19 protein-coding genes are annotated in these 24,534 nt (G+C 40.7%); 16 read left to right on the top strand and 3 right to left on the bottom strand.

Annotated features, from left to right (window positions below; all coding sequences use genetic code 11):
• The 16 genes from smc (at position 1) to ACMZ6Z_RS05020 (ending at position 20,642) form a co-directional block, all read left to right on the top strand.
• Positions 1-3,546 carry a chromosome segregation protein SMC gene (gene smc, locus ACMZ6Z_RS05095; protein WP_416131526.1) on the top strand — a complete coding sequence of 1,182 codons (3,546 nt, stop codon included), beginning with the start codon at positions 1-3 and terminating at the stop codon, positions 3,544-3,546.
• A 71-nt stretch (positions 3,547-3,617) separates the two neighbouring features.
• Positions 3,618-4,847 carry an MFS transporter gene (locus ACMZ6Z_RS05090; RefSeq protein WP_416131525.1) on the top strand — a complete coding sequence of 410 codons (1,230 nt, stop codon included), beginning with the start codon at positions 3,618-3,620 and terminating at the stop codon, positions 4,845-4,847.
• Positions 4,848-5,033: 186 nt separating this feature from the next.
• On the top strand, positions 5,034-5,786 hold the full coding sequence (locus ACMZ6Z_RS05085) for a DeoR/GlpR family DNA-binding transcription regulator (RefSeq protein ID WP_416131524.1): 753 nt from the start codon (positions 5,034-5,036) through the stop codon (positions 5,784-5,786).
• Positions 5,783-6,694 carry a 1-phosphofructokinase gene (gene pfkB, locus ACMZ6Z_RS05080; RefSeq protein WP_416131523.1) on the top strand — a complete coding sequence of 304 codons (912 nt, stop codon included), beginning with the start codon at positions 5,783-5,785 and terminating at the stop codon, positions 6,692-6,694. Before ACMZ6Z_RS05085 ends, pfkB begins: the two co-directional genes overlap by 4 nt.
• Positions 6,691-8,640 (top strand): fructose-specific PTS transporter subunit EIIC, encoded by a 1,950-nt coding sequence (locus ACMZ6Z_RS05075; RefSeq protein WP_416131522.1) that lies wholly within the window; start codon positions 6,691-6,693, stop codon positions 8,638-8,640. Before pfkB ends, ACMZ6Z_RS05075 begins: the two co-directional genes overlap by 4 nt.
• Before the next feature lie 268 nt (positions 8,641-8,908).
• Entirely contained in the window at positions 8,909-9,469 is a 561-nt protein-coding gene (locus ACMZ6Z_RS05070) for a glucosaminidase domain-containing protein (protein WP_416131539.1), read from the top strand.
• A gap of 65 nt (positions 9,470-9,534) precedes the next feature.
• Entirely contained in the window at positions 9,535-10,056 is a 522-nt protein-coding gene (locus ACMZ6Z_RS05065) for a hypothetical protein (RefSeq protein ID WP_416131521.1), read from the top strand.
• A 100-nt stretch (positions 10,057-10,156) separates the two neighbouring features.
• Entirely contained in the window at positions 10,157-10,537 is a 381-nt protein-coding gene (locus ACMZ6Z_RS05060) for a DUF1149 family protein (RefSeq protein ID WP_416131520.1), read from the top strand.
• The gene (locus ACMZ6Z_RS05055; protein WP_416131519.1) at positions 10,537-11,388 is read left to right on the top strand and encodes a DegV family protein; all 852 of its coding nucleotides are present in this window, start codon (positions 10,537-10,539) and stop codon (positions 11,386-11,388) included. The genes ACMZ6Z_RS05060 and ACMZ6Z_RS05055 overlap by 1 nt, the downstream gene beginning before the upstream one ends.
• Positions 11,389-11,578: 190 nt before the next feature.
• Positions 11,579-12,781: a CCA tRNA nucleotidyltransferase gene (locus ACMZ6Z_RS05050; protein WP_416131518.1), complete on the top strand. Its 1,203-nt coding sequence runs from the start codon at positions 11,579-11,581 to the stop codon at positions 12,779-12,781.
• Between the two features lie 86 nt (positions 12,782-12,867).
• Complete coding sequence (locus ACMZ6Z_RS05045; RefSeq protein WP_416131517.1) at positions 12,868-14,739, top strand: ABC-F family ATP-binding cassette domain-containing protein; 1,872 nt, start codon at positions 12,868-12,870, stop codon at positions 14,737-14,739.
• A gap of 16 nt (positions 14,740-14,755) precedes the next feature.
• Positions 14,756-15,229 carry an NUDIX hydrolase gene (locus tag ACMZ6Z_RS05040; RefSeq protein WP_416131516.1) on the top strand — a complete coding sequence of 158 codons (474 nt, stop codon included), beginning with the start codon at positions 14,756-14,758 and terminating at the stop codon, positions 15,227-15,229.
• A 3-nt stretch (positions 15,230-15,232) separates the two neighbouring features.
• Positions 15,233-16,600 carry an MATE family efflux transporter gene (locus ACMZ6Z_RS05035; RefSeq protein WP_416131515.1) on the top strand — a complete coding sequence of 456 codons (1,368 nt, stop codon included), beginning with the start codon at positions 15,233-15,235 and terminating at the stop codon, positions 16,598-16,600.
• A 3-nt stretch (positions 16,601-16,603) separates the two neighbouring features.
• Positions 16,604-17,083, top strand: a complete 480-nt coding sequence (locus ACMZ6Z_RS05030; protein WP_416131514.1) for a GNAT family N-acetyltransferase — start codon at positions 16,604-16,606, stop codon at positions 17,081-17,083.
• A 38-nt stretch (positions 17,084-17,121) separates the two neighbouring features.
• Positions 17,122-18,864 carry an ABC transporter ATP-binding protein gene (locus ACMZ6Z_RS05025; RefSeq protein ID WP_416131513.1) on the top strand — a complete coding sequence of 581 codons (1,743 nt, stop codon included), beginning with the start codon at positions 17,122-17,124 and terminating at the stop codon, positions 18,862-18,864.
• Complete coding sequence (locus ACMZ6Z_RS05020) at positions 18,864-20,642, top strand: ABC transporter ATP-binding protein (protein ID WP_416131512.1); 1,779 nt, start codon at positions 18,864-18,866, stop codon at positions 20,640-20,642. The genes ACMZ6Z_RS05025 and ACMZ6Z_RS05020 overlap by 1 nt, the downstream gene beginning before the upstream one ends.
• A 246-nt stretch (positions 20,643-20,888) precedes the next feature.
• On the opposite strand, the gene rpsU is transcribed toward ACMZ6Z_RS05020, so the two are convergent.
• The 3 genes from rpsU to ACMZ6Z_RS05005 all read right to left on the bottom strand — a co-directional run bounded on the left by rpsU (position 20,889) and on the right by ACMZ6Z_RS05005 (position 24,127).
• Positions 20,889-21,065: a 30S ribosomal protein S21 gene (gene rpsU / locus ACMZ6Z_RS05015; protein ID WP_002884573.1), complete on the bottom strand. Its 177-nt coding sequence runs from the start codon at positions 21,063-21,065 to the stop codon at positions 20,889-20,891.
• Positions 21,066-21,264: 199 nt separating this feature from the next.
• The gene (locus ACMZ6Z_RS05010; protein ID WP_416131511.1) at positions 21,265-21,921 is read right to left on the bottom strand and encodes an ATP-binding cassette domain-containing protein; all 657 of its coding nucleotides are present in this window, start codon (positions 21,919-21,921) and stop codon (positions 21,265-21,267) included.
• 4 nt (positions 21,922-21,925) lie between these two features.
• The gene (locus ACMZ6Z_RS05005; RefSeq protein ID WP_416131510.1) at positions 21,926-24,127 is read right to left on the bottom strand and encodes an ABC transporter permease; all 2,202 of its coding nucleotides are present in this window, start codon (positions 24,125-24,127) and stop codon (positions 21,926-21,928) included.
• Between the last annotated feature and the right edge of the window lie 407 nt (positions 24,128-24,534).

Genomic DNA, 24,534 nt, shown 5'->3' with positions numbered 1-24,534 from the left:
ATGCATTTAAAAGAAATTGAAATTCAAGGGTTTAAATCCTTTGCGGATAAGACCAAAATCACATTTGATCAAGGTGTGACCGCAGTTGTTGGTCCTAACGGCTCTGGCAAGTCCAATATTACGGAGAGTTTGCGTTGGGCTTTGGGAGAATCATCTGCCAAAAGTCTACGTGGTGGCAAAATGCCAGATGTCATCTTTGCAGGGACAGAGACACGTCGTCCTCTCAACTACGCTCAGGTTCGTGTGACCCTTGATAATAGCGACGGTTTTATCAAGGATGCGCCAGAGCAACTGTCGGTGGAGCGGCATATCTATCGTAATGGTGATAGTGACTACCTGATTGAAGGCAAAAAGGTACGTCTTCGTGACATTCATAGCCTTTTCATGGATACTGGTTTAGGCCGTGATTCTTTTTCAATCATTTCACAAGGACGTGTCGAAGCCATCTTTAACAGCAAGGCTGAGGATCGTCGAGCGATTTTTGAAGAGGCTGCTGGGGTTTTAAAATACAAAACGCGCAAGAAAGAAACCGAAACCAAACTCGATCAAACCCAGGACAATCTCAACCGCCTAGAAGATATTATTTACGAGTTAGAGCAGCAAATTCGTCCTTTAGAAAAGCAAGCACAGACCGCTAAGCAATTTTTAGCATTAGAAGATGACCGTAAAAAGCTCCATTTACAAGTCCTTGTCTATGATATTACAACTGGTAAGGAAAGGCTAAAAGCCCTAAGTGATGAGCTTAATCAGGCTGGGTGTGACTTAGAGCACTACTATCAGGAACGCCAAAAACTGGAAGACTCGAATCAGTCTTTAACAAGCAAACGTCATCAGCTATCTCAGGATTCTCAGCGCTTGCAAGATGATTTGGTTGCTTTAACGAGCTTGATGGCAGACTTGGAAAAACAAATCCAAGTCAATCAACTGCGGCAATCGCAGTCTCAAGAAAAAGAGACGGACTTAAAGGAACGCTTGGGTGAACAAGAGGAGTTGGTTAGCCATTTGGAAACCTCCGTCGAGGATTTGCAGGAAAAGCTTGCCACAGTTTTGACAGATTGTCAGGAGAAAAGCCTAGAGATCAAGCAGTTGGATGCTCAACGACAAGACTTTAAGCAATCTCCTGATCAAATTATTGAAGGGTTGCGTGAGCAGTTCGTGAATCTGATGAGTCAAGAAGCAGATACCAGCAATCAGTTGACGTCTTTGGAAAATCGTCTGTTACAAGAACAACAACAATCTCAACAAACTCAGGCGGAATTAGCAGACTTAAAAGAACGTCACGCTAGCATGACTGACTCCGCCAAGGAAAAATTGGAGCATTTGGAAGCTGCCAAAGCGGCTGTTAAAACCTTGTTAGATGAGTATCAAAAGCAGTGGCAGTTCGTGACAACGTCTGAGAAAACTTACCAAAATCAGCAAGCGTCCTTATTTGACCAGTATGATCATCTTAAAAGTAAGACAGCTCGTCGTCATAGCTTAGAGGCCATCCAAAAAAATCACAGCCAGTTTTTTGCTGGCGTTAAGGCTGTTTTGCAAAACAGTCAGTCTATTGGAGGAATCATTGGCGCTGTTAGTGAGCATTTGCATTTTCAAGCAGAGCATCAAGTGGCCATGGAGATTGTTTTGGGTGGTTCAGCCCAGCATATCATTGTCGAGAATGAGACGACTGCTAAAAAAGCCATTAACTTTTTAAAAGAAGGCCGTCATGGTCGGGCAACCTTTCTACCCCTAACCACAATCAAAGAACGGCAGTTGAAGCCTGCTTTGATGACCAAATTACCCCAACAAGTTGGCTTTCTTGGTTTGGCTAGAGATCTGGCCAGTTATGATCATCGTTTGCAGCATATTATGGGCAATCTTTTGGGGACGACAGCGATTTTTGATAACATTGATCATGCTAATCAGGCTGCGCGTGCCTTGCAGTTTCAGGTGCGTATGGTAACCCTTGATGGGACAGAGTTGCGTCCAGGTGGTTCTTTTGCAGGCGGTGCTAATCGGCAGAAAAACACCACTTTTGTAAAGCCAGAGTTGGAGCAATTAGATGCTGAAATAGCTCAGCTGTCCTTAGTAATCAAAAAAGAAGAAGAACAGCTAGGCCAGTTAAAGATGACCTTGGACCATGCCAGGGAGCAATTAGAAGTGCTAAAACGAGATGGTGAGGAGGCTAGACTTGCTGAGCAACAAGCAACCTTTGCTTATGAGCAGGCAGCTAATCAGCTTGCTGATCTCAATAAACTCTATGAAGCCAAACGCGCTAATTATCAGGACAATTCTCTTGGACACCATCAGGACCTCAAAAAAGAATTACAGGCAACCTTAGCAAGCATTCATTTGCGGAAGGATCAGATCACTCAGGATATTGAGGCCATCAAGGCGGATAAGGCTAACATTGACACCAAACGTCAATCTTTGGAACAACGCTTGTCCGATTTAAAACTAACTGAACGAGAGCTAGAGGCTGACAAGCAATATCTCCGTAGAGATTTAGCTAAGTACCAAAAAGAGTTAAGCCAGGCCAAGCAGTTAGCGGAGCAACTACAGTACGCCCTAGCTCACCACCATGATGCTTTAGACAGCCAATGTATCCCAGAATGGCAGGCTCAACTAGCAGAAGCCAAGGAGCGAAAGACTGAGCTGGAGCAACAACAGATTCGCTTGCGCTTTGAATTAGAGGACGTGGAGGCGCAGGGAGAGGATATTGCTGAGCAGTTGCGACAATTAAGCCAGCACAATGAGCGTCTTATCCGTCGCCAAGCAGAGCTTGATGGTCAAACCAAGCAGGCCAAGCAAAAACTACAGGCTTTGGCACAAGATTTGGTGGATGGCTATCAACTCTCATTTTCAGAAGCCATGGATCAGGTAAACCCTCTTGATAATGTCCATCAAGCCAAGCTAGTTTTAAAGGATTTGCAAAAAGCTATAAAAGCCTTAGGGCCAGTCAATTTGGATGCTGTTGATCAGTACAATGAGGTAGGGCAGCGCCTAGACTTTATGACTAGCCAAAAAGCAGACTTAGATAAGGCTAAAGCCCTTCTTTTAGAGACCATCTCAGAGATGAATGAGGAGGTAACCAGCCGCTTTAAGACTACCTTTGAAGCCATTCGAACGTCTTTTAAAGAGACCTTTACTCAAATGTTTGGAGGCGGATCCGCGGACCTGATCCTGACCGATGGTGATTTGCTCTTGGCAGGTGTTGAGATTTCGGTGCAACCTCCTGGTAAAAAAATCCAGTCTCTGAACCTTATGTCGGGTGGTGAAAAAGCCTTATCAGCCCTAGCCTTACTCTTTGCGATTATTCGTGTAAAGACCATTCCATTTGTGATTTTGGATGAGGTTGAGGCAGCACTTGATGAAGCTAATGTCAAACGTTTTGGTGACTACCTCAATCGCTTTGATAAGTCTAGTCAGTTCATCGTGGTGACCCACCGTAAGGGAACGATGGCAGCAGCTGATAGTATTTATGGAGTGACCATGCAAGAATCAGGCGTCTCCCAAGTCTTATCTGTCAGATTGAAAGAAGCTGAAAAACTTGAAGGCATGACGTAAACTTAGCGAAAGTTTTGGGCTGGATTAAACAAATAGAACACTTGACATCTTAAAAAGTGAGGTAACAATTATTGAAACAATATCAGTCTAAAAAACAATTGTTAATAGGAAATGCCCTAGGGCAATTTGGAAGTAGCATATTATCTTTTGTTCTAGGTCTTCATATTTTAAAAATCATGGAGTCAGTCTTTTTATATGGTGTTTCTCAGATGATTGGCCCATTAGTAGCCATCATGCTCTTACCTATTTTAGGAAGTATTATTGATAAGTATTCTAAAACGACAATCATCAGAATCTCTCAACTAGCAAGCTGTTTTGCCTTATTAGGCTTTGTATTGAGCAGTCACAGTATGACTCCTCATTATGCTCAGATTATATTTTTATTAATCATATTGAAACTATCTGATCAATTTTTGTCAACGACTCTAAATGCAGCGACCATGGCTCTCGTTAAAAAAGATGAGGTGCAACGCTTTCGCGCTCACTTGCAACTAATTCAAGCAGCCAGTATGATGCTATCTCCAATAGTTGCAGTCTTGTTGTTTGACAAACTCCCTTTGCTTAGCATGTTATGGCTAGAACTCCTTATCGAATGTTTAGTCTTGGCCATCTATTGGAGCATTGATTTTCAGCAAGAACAAAAAGAAGATGACATCACACAAAACCAAGGGCTGTGGTCCTTGTTTAAAGAGGGGCTTCATTTTATCGTTTCCTATCAAAAATTGCTCTTCGGATTGTTTTTTGTCCTCATGATTAATGCTGTCTTGGGCATTCTTAATGTTGGTCTGCCTTTTGTTCAAATCAAACAACTGGGGCTATCTCCTCAAGCTTATGCCTTAAACGACAGTGTCTTAGCTTTTGGCTTATTATTAGGTTCTTTATTGGCTTCTAAAATACGCCCCTCAAGCCATTTAAATACTGCTAGGTATGCCATCAGCACAGTGGCTTTAGCCACAGTTTTGCTTGGTCTCTTATTTAACCTGACCTTATCCAAAACGACATGGTCTTTTATTTTGATGGCCTATTTCTTTACAGTCGGCTTATCAATAACACTATGCAATGTCTTAATGTCTAGTTGGTCAATCCTTAAAATTCCACAGACTTTTCAAGGAAGAGTTTTTGCCGTCTTAAATGCCTTAACACAAGTCTCTCTTCCAGTAAGTATGTTATTATTTGGTCTTCTTTTTGATGTGATGGATACCGTTCTTATTTTTACCGTATCAGGGATTGTCTTACTCATAATGACCATCCTTGTTCCTTGGTTATTTAGGATTAACTTGGCTAACGATCAGTTAGAATAATTTTTCTCGATAAAACAACACTTTTGATGGCTGATTAGCTGTTAGAAGTGTTTTTTGATGATAAAAAATCAAAATAAGTCAGGTAAAATGATAGATGTTGATTGAAAAAGATAGAAAATGATATTTTTTCATTGACATTTGACTGTGAAAGGCTATAATAATAGTTGTAAACGATTGCAATAGGAGGTGAAACTTATCTTAAAAACAGAGCGTAAGCGCTTGATTATGGAAAAAATCAAACAAGATGATTATGTGGTTTTAGAAGATTTGGTTGATTTATTAGCATCATCAGAATCCACTGTTCGGCGTGATTTAGACGAGTTAGCATCTGAAGGAAAACTCAATAGAGTCCATGGGGGTGCGGAAAAAAGGCATGCCCTTCAGGATGAACCTCATATCCGCCAAAAAACCATCAAAAACGTTCATCAAAAACAAGCTCTTGTGCAAACAGCGGCTGATTTGATCCAAGATGGTGATGTGATTTTTCTGGATGCAGGATCGACAACAGAACTTTTGATTCCTCTTTTGAATCAGAAGAGCTTGACAGTCGTGACCAATGCTATCCATCATGCGGCGAAGCTGGTGGATAAAAACATCAAAACCTTGATTATTGGCGGTTTTATTAAAAACACAACAGATGCCAGTGTTGGACAAATCGCCGTTGAGCAAGTGAAACGACTGAACTTTGACAAAGCCTTTTTAGGGATGAATGGTATTGATGGCAACCATATCACAACACCAGAAATGGAAGAAGCTGTGGTCAAGCGAAGCATTATCGCTAGTGCTAAAAAAACCTATATCCTAGCAGATGCTTCTAAGTTGGGACAGGTTTCTTTTATCAATGTGGCCTCTCTAAGAGATGTTACGATTATCACCAACCGTTGTGATCATCCCCTTTTACCCATTATTAAAGAAAAGACAGGAGTTATTGATGTATGATTTATACCGTAACCTTAAACCCGTCTATTGATTATATTGTTCGCCTTGATGCTGTTGAGATTGGGCAAGTTAATCGAATGGCTAGTGATGATAAGTACGCTGGTGGTAAGGGTATCAATGTCAGCCGAGTTTTAAAACGCTTGGCGATTGATAGTAGGGCTACAGGGTTTATTGGTGGTTTTACAGGTCGCTTTATCACAGACCAGTTAGAAAAAGAAGGCATTTCAACGGCCTTTATTCCCCTATCTCAGGACACACGTATCAATGTCAAAATCAAGGCTGATCAGGAAACAGAAATCAATGGAGCAGGTCCTGTGATCTCTAAAGAAGAACTAGCAGCATTGAAAGATCAACTGGCACATGTAACAGCTGATGACCTTGTTGTTTTCGCTGGTTCTGCCCCAAGTAATCTTGGAAACCAAGTCTATAAAGAACTCTTGCCGATTGCCCAAAAAGCAGGAGCTGCTATTGTTTGTGATTTTGAGGGGCAAACGCTGTTGGATGCACTGAAGTATCAGCCATTATTGGTGAAACCTAATAACCATGAGCTGGAAGCTATCTTTGAGGTAACCCTAGAATCACTGGATGCTATAGAAACTTATGCGCGTAAAATCCTTGAAATGGGAGCCCAAAATGCTTTAATTTCAATGGCTGGTGACGGTGCTCTTTTGGTGACTGAGGATGCAACCTATTTTGCTAAACCGATTAAAGGTCAGGTGAAGAATTCTGTAGGTGCTGGAGATTCCATGGTGGCAGGATTTACAGGCGAGTTGGTTAGATCTGGTGATGCACTTGAAGCTCTCAAATGGGGAGTGGCTTGTGGAACAGCGACAGCTTTCTCAGACGATTTAGCAAGCATTGCTTTTATAAAAGAAACTTATGAAAAAGTAGAGGTGGAAAAACGATGACAATTCAAGACTTATTAAACAAAAAGGTCATGATCTTGGACCTTCAGGCTAGCACTAAAGAGGCAGCTATTGATGAGATGATTCAACGCTTGGTTGATCACGGTGTGGTTAATGACTTTGCGACTTTTAAAAAAGGGATTATGGCGCGTGAGGCTTTGACCTCAACAGGACTAGGTGATGGTATCGCTATGCCTCACTCTAAAAATACAGCTGTTGTTGAGCCGACTGTTCTTTTTGCCAAATCAAGTTCTGGTGTTGATTATGAAGCACTTGATGGTCAGCCAACCAATCTCTTCTTTATGATTGCAGCACCAGAAGGGGCTAACGATACTCACCTTGCAGCACTTGCTGAGTTATCAAAATACTTGATGACAGATGGCTTTGCGGCTAAACTGCGTCATAGTCAGACTCCTGATCAGGTGCTAGCAGCATTTGATGCAATGAGTGGTGTAGTAGGACAAGAAGTGATCGAGTTACCTTCTCAAGAGCAAGCATTTATCGTTGCCGTAACAGCATGTACAACAGGTATTGCTCATACTTACATGGCTGAAGAAGCACTAAAGAAACAAGCCGCTAAAATGGGTGTTGGCATCAAAGTTGAAACCAATGGTGCTTCAGGTGTTGGTAACCAATTAACAGCAGCTGATATTGCTAACGCAAAAGGCGTTATCATTGCAGCAGATAAAGCGGTTGAGATGCCTCGTTTCAACGGTAAACCTTTGATTTCACGTCCTGTTGCTGATGGCATTAAAAACCCTCAAGAGTTGATTCAAACAATTCTTGAGGGTAAGGCGGATACTTATCTTGCTAAAGAAGGTGCACAAGCAGTAACTTCAGGTGGGAAAACAAGTCTTGGTGGTGCTTTCTACAAACACCTTATGGGTGGCGTTTCTCAAATGTTGCCATTTGTTATCGGTGGCGGTATTATGATTGCCCTTGCCTTTCTTTTGGATAATCTTCTGGGTGTTCCTAAAGATCAACTAGCCAATCTTGGCTCATATAATGAGCTTGCAGCCCTTTTTATGAAGATTGGACAAGCAGCATTTGGTTTTATGCTTCCAGTTTTATCGGGTTATATTGCTTATTCAATTGCTGAAAAACCAGGTCTTGTTGCTGGTTTTGTAGCAGGTGCTATTGCTAATAGTGGTCTTGCCTTTGGTAAAATTCCTTACGCTGCTGGTGGCGAGAGCACTTTGGAGCTTGCTGGGGTTTCGTCCGGTTTCCTAGGAGCTCTTGTGGGTGGTTTCCTAGCTGGAGGTGTCATCCTTGTCCTTCGTCGCTTGCTTGCAGGCATGCCTCGTTCGCTTGATGGCGTACGCTCTATTCTTCTTTACCCACTTTTGGGGGCTGCAGCAACAGGCTTTCTGATGTTTTTGGTTAATATCCCTATGGCAGCTATCAATACAGCCCTTAACACTTTCCTTGAAAACCTTTCAGGTAGCTCAGCGATCCTAATGGGACTGCTGGTAGGTGGTATGATGGCAGTTGATATGGGTGGACCTGTTAACAAAGCTGCCTATGTCTTTGGTACAGGAACGCTTGCTGCTACTGTTGCTAACGGTGGTTCAGTGGTTATGGCTGCGGTTATGGCTGGTGGTATGGTACCTCCTCTGGCAGTCTTTGTGGCAACACTTCTATTCAAAGACAAATTCACAGCAGAAGAGCGTAACTCTGGTTTGACCAATATCGTTATGGGACTATCCTTCATCACTGAGGGAGCTATCCCATTTGGTGCTGCAGACCCAGCTCGTGCCATTCCAAGCTTTATCGCAGGTTCAGCGCTTACTGGTTCTCTTGTTGGTCTAGCAGGTATCAAATTGATGGCACCACACGGTGGTATCTTTGTTATCGCTTTGACAAGCAATCCGATCCTTTACCTTGCCTTTATTGTACTTGGTGCCATTGTTTCGGGTATTCTATTTGGATTGCTTCGTAAGATCAAATAATTTACTAGGCAAGTATTTGAAACATTAATTTCTCTGTGACTACTTCAGAAACATAACTTATCTAACGAACCGTTTTAGCTTTTTAAAGGATCACAAAGCTAATGACGTGTTCGTTTTTTAGTTGATGTTGTACAATCATGTTAGAGTCACTAAGGCTCATATGACATCATGGTTTATGAGAGGGTTGACTTGTGTTAGAATAGGGTATAGCTAAGATGGAGGACATAGGGTGAGAAGACGACATCATAAGTCAACCACTTTTTGGTTGATGAGACTATTGATAGTAGCTACGGGATTTTCAATAGTGATTTTTATCAAGCAGCTTTTACCAGAAAAAACAGTGGTAGTGGGAGAATTATCCGTCACAGAGCAATTTATCCAAGAAATCGGACCCAAAGCTCAGCTAATCGCTCGACAAAATGATTTATATGCTTCGGTGATGATTGCTCAGGCTATTTTAGAGTCTGATAGTGGTCGTTCTAGACTGAGTCAATCTCCTTATTTCAATTTTTTTGGCATCAAGGGAGATTTTCATGGACAGAGTGTATCCTTTGAAACTTGGGAAGATGATGGTCAGGGCAATCCTTATACTATTGTGGCTGATTTTCGCTCCTATGGCAGTGTGACCAATAGTTTGTCAGACTATGCTTCCATACTGCGACAGAATCTCTATCGCTTAACCCATCGTAGTCAGAGTCGCTCTTATCGCGATGCGACAGCAGCCTTGACTGGCACTTATGCCACAGATACGACTTATGGTCAAAAGCTAAATGACCTTATTCAACGTTACCACTTAACACGCTATGATAAAACTATCTTTATCAACTAATCCTTTCAAAGCCTAAAGGCATCATTTCATTGTGCTTTAGAGTTGTTCTTGCTATAATAGCCTTCATGAAAACAATCAAAGAAATATACCAACATCATTCTGAGATGCCTTATATTGCGCCAAAGTATGAGCAAGAATTGCGGCAAAAACCAATTGCAAAACGTCAAATGCAGCGAACAAAAGAAGGTTATTTACCAGGTCATATCATTTTATTATGGCGTATTCAGTTTGGTACTTATACTACTAAAAGTCAGCACCATAAGTATTTTTACACCACCTATGGTATTGATGCCCAAGCAGCTTTGGAGCGTCTGGTAGCAGATGGCTTGGTAAACATCGACACAGCTTTTGAGTCATTGAAGTTGTTATCAGTCTTGACCTTAAAAGAAAGGTTAAAAGAAAAGGGCTTTAAAGGCCTTAGTAACATGAAACGCGCCGAATTAGTGGCTGCTATACAGGACACCTATACGGAAGAAACATTAGCCAAGACATTTGATGAGCGAAGCTACTCTCTGACCCAAGCAGGAAGAAAAGTATTAGATTCCCACCCAGACATTATTGCCAAACATCCCCAAAAGAAGTATTAAGGCATTAGTGTTTAGGAGTCGCTTTCATAAGCATTCGTCGCCTTTTATTTTAGGAGATTTTATGCTATAATAAATACAATCGTATCTAAAGGAGAATCTTATGGAAGTCGTATGTGAAAAAGAGTTTGTCAATCAGTATCATTATAATGCTCGTAATCTGGAGTGGGAAAAAGAAAATGGCACCCCAAAAACCAATTTTGAAGTGACCTTTCAGCTTGTCGAAAAAAACATGGAAAAAAATGAGACGACTATTGTTGCTGTCTTGCAATTCACCATTGTCCGTGATGAATTTATGATTTCTGGTGTGGTTTCTCAAATGGCTCATATTAAAAACCGTATTGTCAACAAACCAAAAGATTTTTCTCAGGAAGAAGTAGAGTCACTGGCAGCTCCTCTCCTTGAAATGGTCAAACGCATGACCTATGAAGTCACTGAAGTAGCTCTGGATCGTCCAGGGATCAAACTGGAGTTTAGCAATTAATGAAATTGGCAGTTGTCACGGATAATTCAGCATTTCTTCCTCAAGGGATTGAGAAACATGCTGATTTATTTTGTTTAGAGATACCTGTTATCATCGCCAATCAGACCTATATCGAAGGTCAAAACATGACCTTGCCAGAATTTTATGAAAAAATGGCTAAGCATGATGAGCTTCCAAGAACCAGTCAGCCAAGTTTAGCCGAATTTGATGACCTACTGATGACCTTAAAGGTCAAGCAGTACACGCATGTCATAGGTCTTTTCTTGTCTAGTGGTATTTCGGGCTTTTGGGCCAATTGTCACTCTTTAAAGGATAGCCATCAGGAGCTAGTTATTGAGATTTTGGACACCAAGATAACTTCTGCCCCTCAAGGTAAATTGGTGGAAACTGCTTTAAGCCTGGCTCAAGAGGGTGCTGATTTTGCCAGCATTTTAGCCAAACTAAAGCAACAAATAGCGAGCACAAAGGCTTTTATTTTAGTAAATGATCTAAAGCATCTGGTCAAGGGTGGTCGTTTGTCAAATGGTTCAGCCCTTTTAGGTAACCTTTTGTCCATCAAGCCTATACTGCACTTTAATGCTGATGGTGTTATTGAAGTCTATGAAAAAGTTCGAACTGAGAAAAAAGCGATCAAGCGTTTGGTGACGATTCTTCAACAGATGACTGAGGCTGGAGACTATAGTGTTGCCATTATTCATGCCAATGTTGAGGATAAGGCTCAGGAACTTTATGACACGTTGAAGGCGTCAGGTTATGAGATGGATCTGTCTATTGTGCCGTTTGGGAGTGTCATTGCGACGCATCTGGGTGAAGGAGCGATTGCTTTTGGCATCACTCCAAAAGTATCATAGCGCTATTTAAGAAGTTTACTTGTTTAGGGAAGTTGAGAATTGCTACTGATTCAGAAAAAAAGCAACTCTCACTCCCCTTTTTCTAAAGACGAAAAGTAATCGGAGTCTATCAGTTCTTGCGAATCACTCTAAAGAGGAGTGACAGATTGTGAAAACTGCTCAAAGAGTTTATGGATTGGAAAAAACCTGAATGAAGTTACAAGAGTTACCGATGGAGTTTGAAGAGGCCTTGCCCCTTCTTGAGAAGATCAAGAGGGCTGGTTTTGAGGCTTATTTTGTTGGCGGATCTGTTCGTGATGTTTTACTGGGGCGTCCGATTCACGATGTGGATATTGCCACCTCATCTTATCCGGAGGAAACCAAGGCTATTTTTGAGCGAACTGTTGATGTTGGTATTGAGCATGGCACGGTTCTTGTTTTGGAAAATGACCGAGAATATGAAATGACAACCTTTAGAACAGAGGATGTCTATGTTGATTATCGTAGGCCTTCTAGTGTTTCTTTTGTGCGATCCTTAAAAGAAGATTTAAAGCGCCGTGATTTCACTATCAATGCCTTTGCGCTTAATGACAATCGTCAAGTTATTGATTTATTTGATGGTTTAAATGATTTGAAAAATGGTCTTTTAAGAGCAGTAGGTGTGGCCTCGGAGCGTTTCAATGAAGATGCTTTGCGTATTATGCGAGGGATTCGTTTTTCAGCCAGCCTTCATTTTGAGATTGAAGACAAGACCTTAGCTGCCATGTCAGAGTGCGCCCCCCTTTTGGATGAAATATCTGTGGAACGTCGTTTTATCGAGTGCGACAAACTATTGATGGCTCCGCATTGGTCCAAAGGGTTGCATTACTTAATCGCCACCAAGGCCTACAATTACCTACCAGGTTTTTCAGAAACAGCGACCAAATGGTTGGCATTTCAAGAGCAGATTGACAATGATTACCAGTTTCTTAGTTCTGAGCAAGCTTGGGCAGGAGTTGTTATAGTCTTAGGCATTAAAGAGGTCAAGTCTTTTTTGAAACAATGGAAAACTTCCCAACAGTTTCAAAAAACAGTGCTTCAAATGGTGACGGTGTTTCAGGAAAGAAAACAGTCACCATTAACACATTGGCAGGTCTATCAGTATGGTAAGGATCTTATCAAGCAAGTGGAGTCTTTAAGAGAGGCATTTGGTTTGGCTCCTGAGTATGAGCGTTTAAGACAACTCGATCAATCCCTCCCCATCCATAGCAAGCAAGAGATTGTGGTGAATGGAGGCGATCTGATAGCGCTACTCGGCATGACACCAGGCCCCGCTCTAGGCGACTGTCTCTATCAGGTAGAGCAGGCGATTGTCAAAGGAGCACTTCCTAATGATAAAGCCGCTATTTTGGCTTTTGTTGAGCAAATTCTCTGATACTAAAGGATTGAACAAAGGAGCTGGCTTGATTTTTTCAAAGGTCATGTTTTCCTTGACCCTTACTAGCTAGAAAAGAAGATGATATGAGTGATTTTATTGTTGAGCAATTAAGCAAATCAGTTGGTGATAAGACTGTTTTTAAGACGATTTCCTTTATGATTCATGAGTTTGATCGTATTGGGATTATCGGTGTTAATGGCACGGGAAAGACCACTCTTTTAGATGTGATTTCTGAAAAAATAGGTTTTGATGGGGATGTGTCGCCCTTTATCAAGCCCAGTGGTTATAAGATGGCTTATTTGACACAAGAACCCATCTTTGACGAAAGTAAAACCGTTTTGGATACAGTGCTGTCTCTGGACTTACGAGAAATGCGCTTGATTCGTGATTATGAGGCGATAATGGCTGATTATTCACAAGACAAGCAGTCTCAGCTTGAAAAAGTGATGGCTGAGATGGATGCACTTGATGCTTGGTCGATTGAAAGTGACCTCAAGACAGTTCTCTCAAAACTTGGGATTTCTGATGTCACCAAAAAGGTTGCCGATTTATCGGGTGGTTTGCGTCGTCGGGTGCAATTAGCCCAAGTCTTGTTGGGTGATGCGGATTTATTGTTATTAGATGAGCCAACCAACCACTTGGATATTGATACCATTGCTTGGTTGACCCATTTCTTGACCACGACCAAAAAGACAGTTCTTTTTATTACCCATGATCGCTATTTCTTGGATAATGTGGCGACACGCATTTTTGAGTTGGCTGATAGTAACTTGACGGAATACCAAGGCAATTACCAAGATTATGTGCGTTTGCGTGCCGAGCAGGACGAGCGTGACGCTGCTAGTCTGCATAAGAAAAAGCAACTGTATAAGCAAGAGTTGGCTTGGATGCGGACTCAACCGCAAGCGCGTGCGACCAAGCAACAGGCTCGTATCAATCGTTTCCATGATTTGAAAAAGGATGTGCATCAAGACACTAGCCCAGAAGACTTGAAAATCCATTTTGAAACCAGCCGTATCGGGAAAAAAGTCGTTAATTTTGAGCATGTGGACTTTTCATACGATGATACCAAGCCAATCCTCTCTGACTTTAACCTGATTATTCAAAATAAAGATCGGATCGGAATCGTTGGGGATAATGGGGTCGGAAAGTCAACCCTTCTTAACTTGATGAGTGGGGAATTGACGCCAACTGCTGGTAGGCTGGACATTGGTGAAACCGTTAGAATAGGGTATTTCTCGCAGCAAATCAAGGGGATGGATGAGAGTAAGCGTGTGATTTCTTACTTGCAGGAGGTGGCTGATGAGGTCAAGACGACTGTTGGGACAACCAGTATCAGTGAGCTTTTGGAGCAGTTTTTATTTCCACGTTCAACCCATGGCACGCAGATTGCGAAGTTGTCTGGTGGTGAGAAAAAACGCCTTTATCTTTTGAAAATCTTGATTGAAAAACCCAATGTTCTCCTTTTAGATGAGCCGACCAATGATCTTGATATTGCGACCCTGACCGTTTTGGAACATTTCTTGTCAGGTTTTGCAGGTCCTGTCATCACTGTTAGTCACGACCGTTATTTCCTGGATAAGGTTGCCAATAAAATCCTAGCTTTCGAAAATGGCAAGATTAGAGCTTTTTATGGGAATTATACGGATTATCTTGACGAAAAAGCCTTTGAGGCTGATAATGCTGCCATGATGGCGAAAGCTGAAGCACCAAAAACACAAAAAAGACGCCAAGATAAAAAACGCATGTCCTACTTTGAAAAACAGGAGTGGGCAAGTATCGAGGATGACATCGCTCAGTTAGAAGAAGAGATTGAAAGCATTGAAGCAGCCATGATAGAAAATGCTAGTAATTATGGGGAGTTAGCGACCTTACAGCGTGACTTAGATACCAAAAATGAAACACTGCTTGAGAAATATGAACGATATGAGTATTTGAGTGAACTGGCTGATTAAATAGGAGAAATGAATTGTGACGTATTTAACCCATTTTGGTGTTTACGGCATCTGTATCAAGGACGGTCAGTTACTATGTATCCGTAAAAAGAGAGGACCTTACACTGGTCGTTATGATTTACCAGGTGGTAGTCAGGAATCTGGTGAAAGTTTACTGGAAACACTTGAGAGAGAACTAAAAGAAGAAACGGGATTTGAACTCAAAGTTTCTTCTCATAATCGTATTTTTGACACTTTTGTTAAAGCAAAAGGAGAACAGGAGACCGTTCATCACATTTTTGCGGTTTATGATATTGAGATCAATGATATGCCCATTCAAGAGCTTGCTAGCCATTTAGCAGCTGGTGAGATAAATGATTCAAGAGGCGTTGAGTGGGTTGAGCTTGACCGACTAACGCCTAAAAATGCTTCGCCACTGATTTTAACATTATTAGATCCGAGTTTAAAAGCCAGCTATTTTTTAGACTGGGAAATCTTATCAGAAAGTTAACCCATGTATCAAACAAAAACCTTAAAGGAGAAAATCAGCTTATTTCTTAAGTTGTTTTTCCCTATTTTAATTTATCAATTTGCCAACTTTTCGGCGACCTTTATTGACACCATGATGACGGGAAAATATAGCACGGTTGATTTGGCGGGTGTTTCCATGGCAGGTAGTTTGTGGAATCCTTTTTTTACCTTACTGACAGGAATAGTATCAGCCCTGGTTCCCATTATTGGGCAGCATTTAGGACAGGGAAACCGCGATCAAATCAAGAATAACTTCCATCAGTTTAGTTATATTGGCTTGATTTTATCCGCTGTGCTTTGGCTGTTGGTGCACTTTGGAGCGATTCCAGCTTTGGCGTATGTTAATTTAGAGCCGTCTGTAGTAACCATTGGTCAAGACTATTTATCATGGCTTGCGGTAGGGATTTTGCCCTTACTCTTATTTAGTGTCTGCCGATCTTTCTTTGATTCGCTGGGTCTCACTAGAATTTCCATGTACCTCATGTTGCTCTTGTTACCCTTTAACGCTTTTTTTAATTATATCTTGATTTATGGCAAATTAGGACTTCCTGAAATGGGAGGAGCAGGTGCTGGTTTAGGAACAGCTCTAGCCTATTGGTTGCTTTTGTTGGTGGTTATAGCTGTGATGTTGGTTCATCCAACTATCAAGGCTTTTCAGCTCTGGCAGTGGACGCCACCTCATAAAACCTTATTGCGACAAGGTTTTTTACTAGGACTACCGATTGGTTTACAGATTTTTGCAGAAGTGGCTATTTTTGCAACCGTTGGTCTTTTTATGGCAAAGTTTTCAACAGAAATCATCTCTGCCCACCAAGCTGCCATGAACTTTACAACCTTGCTTTATGCCTTTCCACTTAGTATTTCCATCACCATGCCTATTGCCATTTCCTTTGAGCTTGGAGCAGGTGATGTCAAGGCGGCGCATGATTTTGCTAATATCGGGCGTTTGACAGCAATGGTCTTTGCGCTTGTTACCTTGACTGTCTTATATATCTTCAGAGCGCAAGTCGCTTACCTCTATGGAACAAGCGATACCTTTATCCAGCTAACAACAGAATTTTTGATATACGCCTTCTTTTTCCAACTAGCAGATGCTTTTGCGGCTCCTATTCAAGGGATTTTACGTGGCTATAAGGACACCACCTATCCCTTTGTCATTGGTGTTTTGGCTTACTGGGGGATTGCCCTTCCTGTGGGTTGGGGACTTGATTTCATGACAAGATTAGGTCCCAAGGCTTACTGGATAGGACTGATTGTTGGTCTTTTTGCCTGTGGCATTCTCCTACGTCTACGCATGGCTCAGATTGAAAAGCCTTATCAGGCTGAGAATCCTTTAGAGGAAGTGGTGTAAGGTATGGAGATAAGACCTATTCAGTTTAAGGACAATGAAGAGATGGCTAGGATTATCCGTGACAGTTTAGAAGCAGTAGGACTTGATAAACCAGGAACAGCTTATGTTGACCCATCATTAGATGATTTGGCTGCCGCTTATGGTCAAGACCAATCGTCGGCTTATTTTGTAGCTGTGGAAGAGGAACAAGTTCAAGGTGGTGCTGGATTTGGAAAAATCACAGAAAGGATTTGTGAGCTCCAAAAACTGTATGTCGCTGAACAGGCTAGAGGCAGGGGATTTGGACGTCAGTTAGTAGAAGAAGTTATCATTTTGGCTAAAGAAGCTGGCTATGATAGTCTGTATTTAGAAACGACAGAAGTCTTGGCACAAGCCCTTAGCTTATACGAGAGTTTGGGCTTTAAACACATGAATGCCCCCTTGGCTAATGCTAATGAACACCATGCCATGACCATCTGGATGATGAGAGATTTGAAAAGATAAGGTTTAGCAAAACAGAACGAAACCAAGAGAGGAAAAAAATGTTATTTATTTGGTCTTATTTGAAAAAATACCCAAAGTGGATTGTTTTGGATATGTTGGGAGCCTTTCTCTTTGTTCTTGTTAACTTAGGTCTACCGACCATTTTGGCAAGAATGATTGATGAAGGCATCAATCAGCACAACACCCAAAGGCTTTATTTTTGGGCGTGGCTGATGTTTATCGTCATTGTTTTAGGGATTGTGGGGCGCTTGATTTTGATTTATGCTGCTGGAAAGTTAACTACTACCATGATTCAAGACATGCGCAATGACATGTATGATAAACTACAAGATTATTCGCATCAGGAGTACGCTCAAATCGGTGTCTCCTCATTGGTGACGCGAATGACCAGTGATGCCTTTGTTTTGATGCAGTTTGCAGAGCAAAGTCTACGTATTGGGATGGTCACTCCGATGATGATGTTTTTTTCAGTGATCATGATTTTTACCACCAGCCCTTCAATGGCCTGGATTGTCGCTGTAGCCATTCCATTTTTAGCATGGGTTGTGGCTTATGTTGCCCTAAAAACCAAACCACTATCAGAAAAACAACAAGGCATACTAGATGTCATCAATCAGTATGTGCGTGAAAATCTAACAGGCTTACGCGTCATTCGTGCCTTTGCAAGGGAGGACTTTCAGCAAGAGCGTTTTGATGACCAAAATAAAGCCTACGCCAAAACCTCAGAATCCCTCTTTATGTTGACTGGTTTGACCGAACCTCTCTTTGTGCAAATCATTATTGCCATGATTGTTGCCATTGTCTGGTTCGCTTTAGAGCCATTACGTCAAGGTCAGTTACAGATTGGAAATTTAGTCGCCTTTATTGAGTATAGCTTTCATGCTCTTTTCTCATTTTTATTATTTGCCAATCTCTTTACCATGTACCCTCGTATAGCTGTTTCTAGCAAAAGATTGACTGAAGTTCTATCCATGCCCATATCAATTACTAAAAATGAGGATGGCATTACCGAAACCAAAACCAAGGGTTACTTAACTTTTGATAATGTCACCTTTGCCTATCCAGGAGAGACAGAATCACCAGTCTTGCATAATATTTCCTTTACCACCAAACCAGGAGAGACAATCGCCTTTATTGGATCTACTGGATCAGGAAAATCTTCCTTGGTCAATTTGATCCCACGTTTTTATGATGTGACATTCGGACGCATTTTAGTGGATGGGGTTGATGTGAGGGATTATAACCTCAAAGCCCTACGTCAGAAAGTTGGCTTTATTCCCCAAAAAGCCTTATTGTTCACCGGCAGCATCGGAGACAACTTAAAGTATGGTAAATCAGACGCTACGACACAAGAACTTGATACAGCAAGTGATGTGGCACAAGCACTGAGCTTTATCGAGAGCCGTGAGGAAGGTTATGATACCCACTTAGCAGAAGGGGGATCCAATCTATCAGGTGGTCAGAAACAACGCTTATCCATCGCGCGTGCTATTGTCAAAAAGCCAGATATCTACATCTTTGATGATTCCTTTTCTGCCCTAGACTATAAAACGGACGCTATTCTTCGTCGCCGCCTAAAAGAAATTACAGAAGAGGCTACGGTTTTAATTGTTGCACAACGTGTGGGGACCATTATGGATGCTGACCAGATTATCGTGCTAGATGAGGGTGAGATTGTTGGTCGTGGCAAACACGAAGAACTCCTGGCAACTAATGACATCTATCGTGAAATTGCCAATTCACAATTAAACAACAAGCATTTAGAGGAAGGGGGCGCCTAATGACCAATCAAAAACCTGTTTTCAAGCGCCTATGGGCCTATGTCAAAAACTATCAAGTTGCGGTTTATTTGGCCATTTTTTTGAAAACCTTGGCTGCCGTCATGAATGTGTTAGAGCCAGTTGTACTGGGACTTATTATCACAGAATTAACCAAAAATCTACTGGCGATGGCTCAAGGTCTTGCTGGAGCAGCAATCAATGTCAACTATATCCTTTGGGTATTGGCGCTTTATGCTTTTCGTGCTTTGCTGTATGAAGTTGGGGCTTATGGGTCAAACTATTTTATGACCAAGGCCGTACAAAATAGTATCCGTGACCTACGTCGTGACCTCAGTCAAAAGGTCAATAGACTTCCGATAGCTTATTTTGATACCCATCAGTTTGGTGATATGTTAGGACGTTTTACCAGCGATGTCGAAGCGGTGTCCAATGCTCTTCAACAGAGTTTTTTACAGATTATCAATGCCTTTTTAAGCATTATTCTCGTTGTTGGTATGGTGATTTACCTGAACTGGAAGTTAGCTATTTTGGTTATTGTGATGATTCCCTTGACCTATATGACTGCACAGGTCATCGTTAAGAAGTCACAACCCTATTTCAAACAACAGGCAGATGTTCTTGGTGCAATGAATGGCTTTGTGCAAGAGACATTAACCGGTTTTAACATCCTAAAACTCTATGGCCGTGAGGAAGTTTCGGCTCAAGAATTTCGTGATATCACTCAAAAATTACAGGCTGTTGGCTTTAAGGCTAGCTTTATTTCTGGTCTAATGATGCCTATCTTAAATGGGATTTCAGATTTGATTTATCTGCTCTTGGCGGTCTTTGGAGGACTTCAGGTCATTTCAGGTCAGATGACCATTGGTAATCTCCAAGCCTTTGTCCAATACACTTGGCAAATTTCCCAGCCCATTCAAACCCTCTCCCAGTTAGCTGGACTTCTTCAAAGTGCCAAATCCTCTTTGGAGCGTATTTTTGCCGTCTTAGATGAAGCCGAAGAAGGCAACCAAGTGAGTGAAACACTGGCTCATGATTTGACAGGACAAGTCAGCTTTAATCACGTTGACTTTGCATATGTTGAAAACAAACCGCTCATTCGGGATTTCAACCTTGATGTGAAGCCAGGTGAGATGATTGCGATTGTTGGCCCGACAGGTGCTGGCAAAACGACCTTGATCAATCTCCTCATGCGTTTTTACGATGTGACATCAGGCTCTATCACAGTGGATGGGCATGACATCAGGACGCTATCACGTCAAGCCCTTCGCCAGCAGTTTGGCATGGTGCTGCAAGATGCTTGGCTTTACCAAGGAACGATTCAAGACAATCTACGCTTTGGGCATTTATCAGCAAGTGATGACGACATTGTCGAGGCGGCAAAAGCAGCCAATGTGGACCACTTTATCCGCACCCTCCCTGGCGGTTACAAGACGGATATGAATCAAGAGTCAAGCAATATCTCACAAGGGCAGAAGCAGTTGTTGACGATTGCTCGCGCGCTTTTAGCAGATCCCAAAATCTTGATTTTAGATGAAGCTACATCTTCTGTTGATACCAGGTTAGAGCTTTTAATTCAAAAAGCCATGCGCCGCTTGATGCAAGGACGAACCAGCTTTGTTATAGCGCATCGCTTATCAACCATTCAAGAAGCTGATAAAATCTTGGTGCTTAAAGATGGTCAAATTATCGAACAAGGTGACCATGACAGTCTTTTAGCTACTAAAGGATTCTATCATGACCTCTACATGAGCCAATTTGCCTCACAAGATGATGCTTAGGCTCGATAAGAGATCGACATCATCAATATAAAAACAAGAGAGAGCCAAGAGGGCTATCTCCTTTTAACGATGCTTATGATGACAGTAGAAGCTAGTGTTTTTTAAACCTCAAAACGAGATATATGATTAACTTGTCTCGAAAACCTCCAGTTCTACCTTAGGCATCATCATCTCGGTTAGTTGACAATCAAAAAACCGCTATTGTCATCGAATGGATCATTCAAGGACAATAGAGGTTGTTAGGTTTTAGAATTTTTTGCGTTTACGAGCTGCTTCTGATTTACGCTTACGTTTTACAGATGGTTTTTCATAGTGTTCACGTTTACGTGCCTCTTGAAGAGTACCAGCTTTCGTCACAGAACGCTTAAAACGACGAAGTGCATCATCGAGTGATTCATTTTTACGGACAACTGTTTTTGACATTAATTTCACCTCCTCAAGATAAGATACCATTTACAGGCACTCAACTATTATACCTTAAAAGAGTTTATTTAGCAAGATATTTTACTGACTTCAATTGATTTCAACCTATTGGCAGTCCTATCCCAATGTTGTCATAGTTGAATGTTTCCAACTTTGATACTCCATAAAGTCACCCTATTAAGTGATAATAATAGTTGAGCTAATGGACAAAAGCTGGCTCCAGTGAAATCATCCGATCACACTGCATTGCTTGCTCCATATTATGCGTAACAATCAAAATGGTTTTACCAAATTGATCTCTCAAAGTTCGAATCAAATCAAATGCTTTTTGTGACATTTCAGGATCCAACGAGCCAGTAGGTTCATCAGCTAGGACAATATCGCCTGGCTTTAAAATGGCTCTCACAATAGTAATTCGCTGTTGTTCACCACCAGATAATTCATTGATCTTACTATTTAACCGATCTTGTAGACCAACAAAGCTTAGCGTTTCCTTGATTCTCTGCTCTTTTTCTTGCCTAGAGAAAGGCGTAAAAGTCATGGCGAGCATCAGGTTATCTTTGACACTAGATGTCGAAATGAGTGCATTAGATTGAAAGAGGTAATTGATGACATTTCTTCGGTAATGCACTGCTGATCGTGAATTGACTTTAGGCAATACTTTCTCATTGATGAGGATTTTACCACTGTCAACATTGTCCAAGAGTCCAATCATATTGAGTATCGTTGATTTTCCAGAACCAGAAGGTCCTACTAAAGCTACAAATTCATTTTCCTCAACATCAAAGCTCAGGTCTTTGAAAACCTCTCTTGAACCAAATATTTTTGATACATTTTGTACTGAAATGCTAGACATGAAATCACTCCTTAAATGATTGTATGATACTCTTACCTTCTTGACGAAAGAGACTGAAGTAAAGAAGCATCACCTGAAAAGTAAAGGTAGCCAGTGTCATGATGATTGCCAACTTAGAAACCAATAACATCGAAACCAATAGTTCTACCACAGAAAAACCAACCACAAGAGAAAGAACACCACTATACCGTCTCCATGGCGAAAATCCCATAAAATACTGAACATGCAAGCGCTCTTCAAATAATAGCCGATAAACCAAGACAAAACTCCAGAAAATAGCCATCATTGTAATGATGATAATAGCTATTATAGTACCGAAAAGATAGAAAGTATAAGTCAAATCTTTTTGCAGTCCATTAATAAAATTCTTGACCGTTGTAAAAGTCAACTTATTGTCTGCTAAATCAGGAAAGCCTGTTTCTAAAATTGATGTTACCTGATTCATTGTTTCCTTATCACGGATTTTTAAAATACCATTATACCCACTTACGGCTAAGTTTGCTGACTCCATAAAATATAAATTTTCTGGTGCTGATACAAAAATAACTGGATTCTTACTAGTTACACCTTGAGAAATGGAGGTTGACCAAGTAAATATTGGCTGAGACGATTGATAAACTCTAAACATGAATTTAGGATTTTCTGTAAATTTAGTCTGTAAATCTCCTGATTTTACCTTTACCCTCTCCTGTAAATAGGCCTTCATTACCTCAAGTTCTTCTGAACTGAGTGTGTCAGGTAAGAGATATAGACGAGTACCATTGCGTACTTCTAATAGCTCTGTATCACTTAATGTTATACCTAGATCCTGTAAGTAATTGTAAGAATAATTTAAATACCAAAATGGTTTTCTAGGAATATGTGAGTAAGTACCATAGATGGTGTCAAGGTAGTTCTGACCAAGATACTCACCATGCGCAATATAAACACTAGGAAAATCCGAAATCCGTCGATAAAATTGGTACATACTGCTCTCGAAAGAGTTAGTTGTTCCGGCATAGGTTCCTATATCATCTCCCTCAACAAAACCTGAGATAACATACATGTCTTCCACATTTTTCCATTCTCTAGATACTTTTATATTATCAATAAACTGATTCATTGGTGCATCTAAAGAATGACTAACTGTAATTAATAAACCAGCCACCAAAGCATAAAATAACAAACTAATTGCCATTAGTGGTTTCATTGGCAAACGTTTATGAATTGCAGCTAATGGAGAAACTGAATAAATAATGGTACTTGGAATAATTAATGTCAGTAGAAGTAAAAAGACAGAAATACTCGCACCCGAAAAAACTGGAATTAAGGATGATAATCCAATATTAGCCCAGCCTGATAAAAACCAAATGACTACAGATACGATAGGAATAATATAAATAGAAAATTGTAGAGTATCCTTGAAAAAAGCTAACCACAATTCTTTTCTGTTCCATCCTAATAGAATCAATGTTCCAAAGTGCTTAAACGACTGAAGAACACAAAGCAAAAATAGAATAAGTAAAATGAGAGAATTAACCAAAACACTAATGGCTAGTACTATTCCCCAAATCCCCTTGTCAGTATTACTTCCAAACCTTTCTTTCATTAAATCATCAGCTGAGATACCTGTAATTGTTGAAAGATTTGTCAGAAAATTATTCCGTTCGTTATCACCCTGAAGACCATTAATATAATATATCCCACTAATCGTATTTGTATTTTGGAAAGTATAATCCAATCGTTTGATAACTACACGTGTGGTAAATAGTAAATTCGGTAATTCATAAAGCATATTATTGGAACCTTTGTCAAGTCCAATAGTCATACTGTTATCACTCTGGGCTAATAACTCTGCGAATTGTTGTTGTGATACAACAATTTTTCCGCTGTTTACAAAATCTGAAAAACCAGTATGACTGCCAAGGATATCGATATAAATCCTATTTAACCCCTTGCCTAGATCACTGCTTTCAGAACGTTTTGTCCAAATAGATAAGTCTTTTTGTTCTAAAAAATAATGAAAAACATTTTGTGATTGCTCTTTTGTTAATCTCTGGAGATAGACCGTTACTGTCCCAGAATGATGATTATAGCTCTGCCAAGAGTTTTGATACTGCAAACCTGTCAAAAAAATTGCCATCAGAGTCAATAAAATGCTCTGAATGGCCACCAAAAACAGGATTAAGTATTTTACCTTACCTAATAGCATGTTTTTGTAAATCATAGGCACTTACCGACAATTCCAGTAGTATTATACCACACTGTTGTTGCTGAAACGATCGGATCATCTGCACCCATCAAAGTCAGTGCCAGTAAAGAGATCGTAAGCATCCTTTTCTTCATCGTAAGGTCTCCATTTCTTTCAGTAAAACAAGACATAGTAAGCAAAACATATAGTAATTGCTACTGTAGTATTTTTACTCACTAATCGCATAAGACTTTTTAACATAAAACATAAAGAAGGGAAATCGGGATTACTAGAGCGATTATTAACAATAGTCCTGATGAAACGGTAAAAATAAACGATTAATTATTGTTACATATTGAAATCGCTTTCAATTCTTCTTAATTCTATTCTATCATCAAACCTATTCCTTATCAACTATTTATAAAAATAAGGATTTATTTTGG

This window comes from Streptococcus pluranimalium (assembly GCF_047785705.1).
GTDB lineage: Bacteria > Bacillota > Bacilli > Lactobacillales > Streptococcaceae > Streptococcus > Streptococcus pluranimalium_A.
Note: the sequence above shows the minus strand (reverse complement) of the source record. Positions and strands in the feature narration are given on the sequence as shown.

Coding starts and splice junctions, on each gene's coding strand:
- smc (WP_416131526.1), top strand. CDS start 1: ATGCATTTAAAAGAAATTGAAATTCAAGGGTTTAAATCCTTTGCGGAT.
- pfkB (WP_416131523.1), top strand. CDS start 5,783: ATGATTTATACCGTAACCTTAAACCCGTCTATTGATTATATTGTTCGC.
- ACMZ6Z_RS05075 (WP_416131522.1), top strand. CDS start 6,691: ATGACAATTCAAGACTTATTAAACAAAAAGGTCATGATCTTGGACCTT.
- ACMZ6Z_RS05070 (WP_416131539.1), top strand. CDS start 8,909: ATGAGACTATTGATAGTAGCTACGGGATTTTCAATAGTGATTTTTATC.
- ACMZ6Z_RS05065 (WP_416131521.1), top strand. CDS start 9,535: ATGAAAACAATCAAAGAAATATACCAACATCATTCTGAGATGCCTTAT.
- ACMZ6Z_RS05060 (WP_416131520.1), top strand. CDS start 10,157: ATGGAAGTCGTATGTGAAAAAGAGTTTGTCAATCAGTATCATTATAAT.
- ACMZ6Z_RS05055 (WP_416131519.1), top strand. CDS start 10,537: ATGAAATTGGCAGTTGTCACGGATAATTCAGCATTTCTTCCTCAAGGG.
- ACMZ6Z_RS05050 (WP_416131518.1), top strand. CDS start 11,579: ATGAAGTTACAAGAGTTACCGATGGAGTTTGAAGAGGCCTTGCCCCTT.
- ACMZ6Z_RS05045 (WP_416131517.1), top strand. CDS start 12,868: ATGAGTGATTTTATTGTTGAGCAATTAAGCAAATCAGTTGGTGATAAG.
- ACMZ6Z_RS05035 (WP_416131515.1), top strand. CDS start 15,233: ATGTATCAAACAAAAACCTTAAAGGAGAAAATCAGCTTATTTCTTAAG.
- ACMZ6Z_RS05030 (WP_416131514.1), top strand. CDS start 16,604: ATGGAGATAAGACCTATTCAGTTTAAGGACAATGAAGAGATGGCTAGG.
- ACMZ6Z_RS05025 (WP_416131513.1), top strand. CDS start 17,122: ATGTTATTTATTTGGTCTTATTTGAAAAAATACCCAAAGTGGATTGTT.
- ACMZ6Z_RS05020 (WP_416131512.1), top strand. CDS start 18,864: ATGACCAATCAAAAACCTGTTTTCAAGCGCCTATGGGCCTATGTCAAA.
- rpsU (WP_002884573.1), bottom strand. CDS start 21,065: ATGTCAAAAACAGTTGTCCGTAAAAATGAATCACTCGATGATGCACTT.
- ACMZ6Z_RS05010 (WP_416131511.1), bottom strand. CDS start 21,921: ATGTCTAGCATTTCAGTACAAAATGTATCAAAAATATTTGGTTCAAGA.
- ACMZ6Z_RS05005 (WP_416131510.1), bottom strand. CDS start 24,127: ATGATTTACAAAAACATGCTATTAGGTAAGGTAAAATACTTAATCCTG.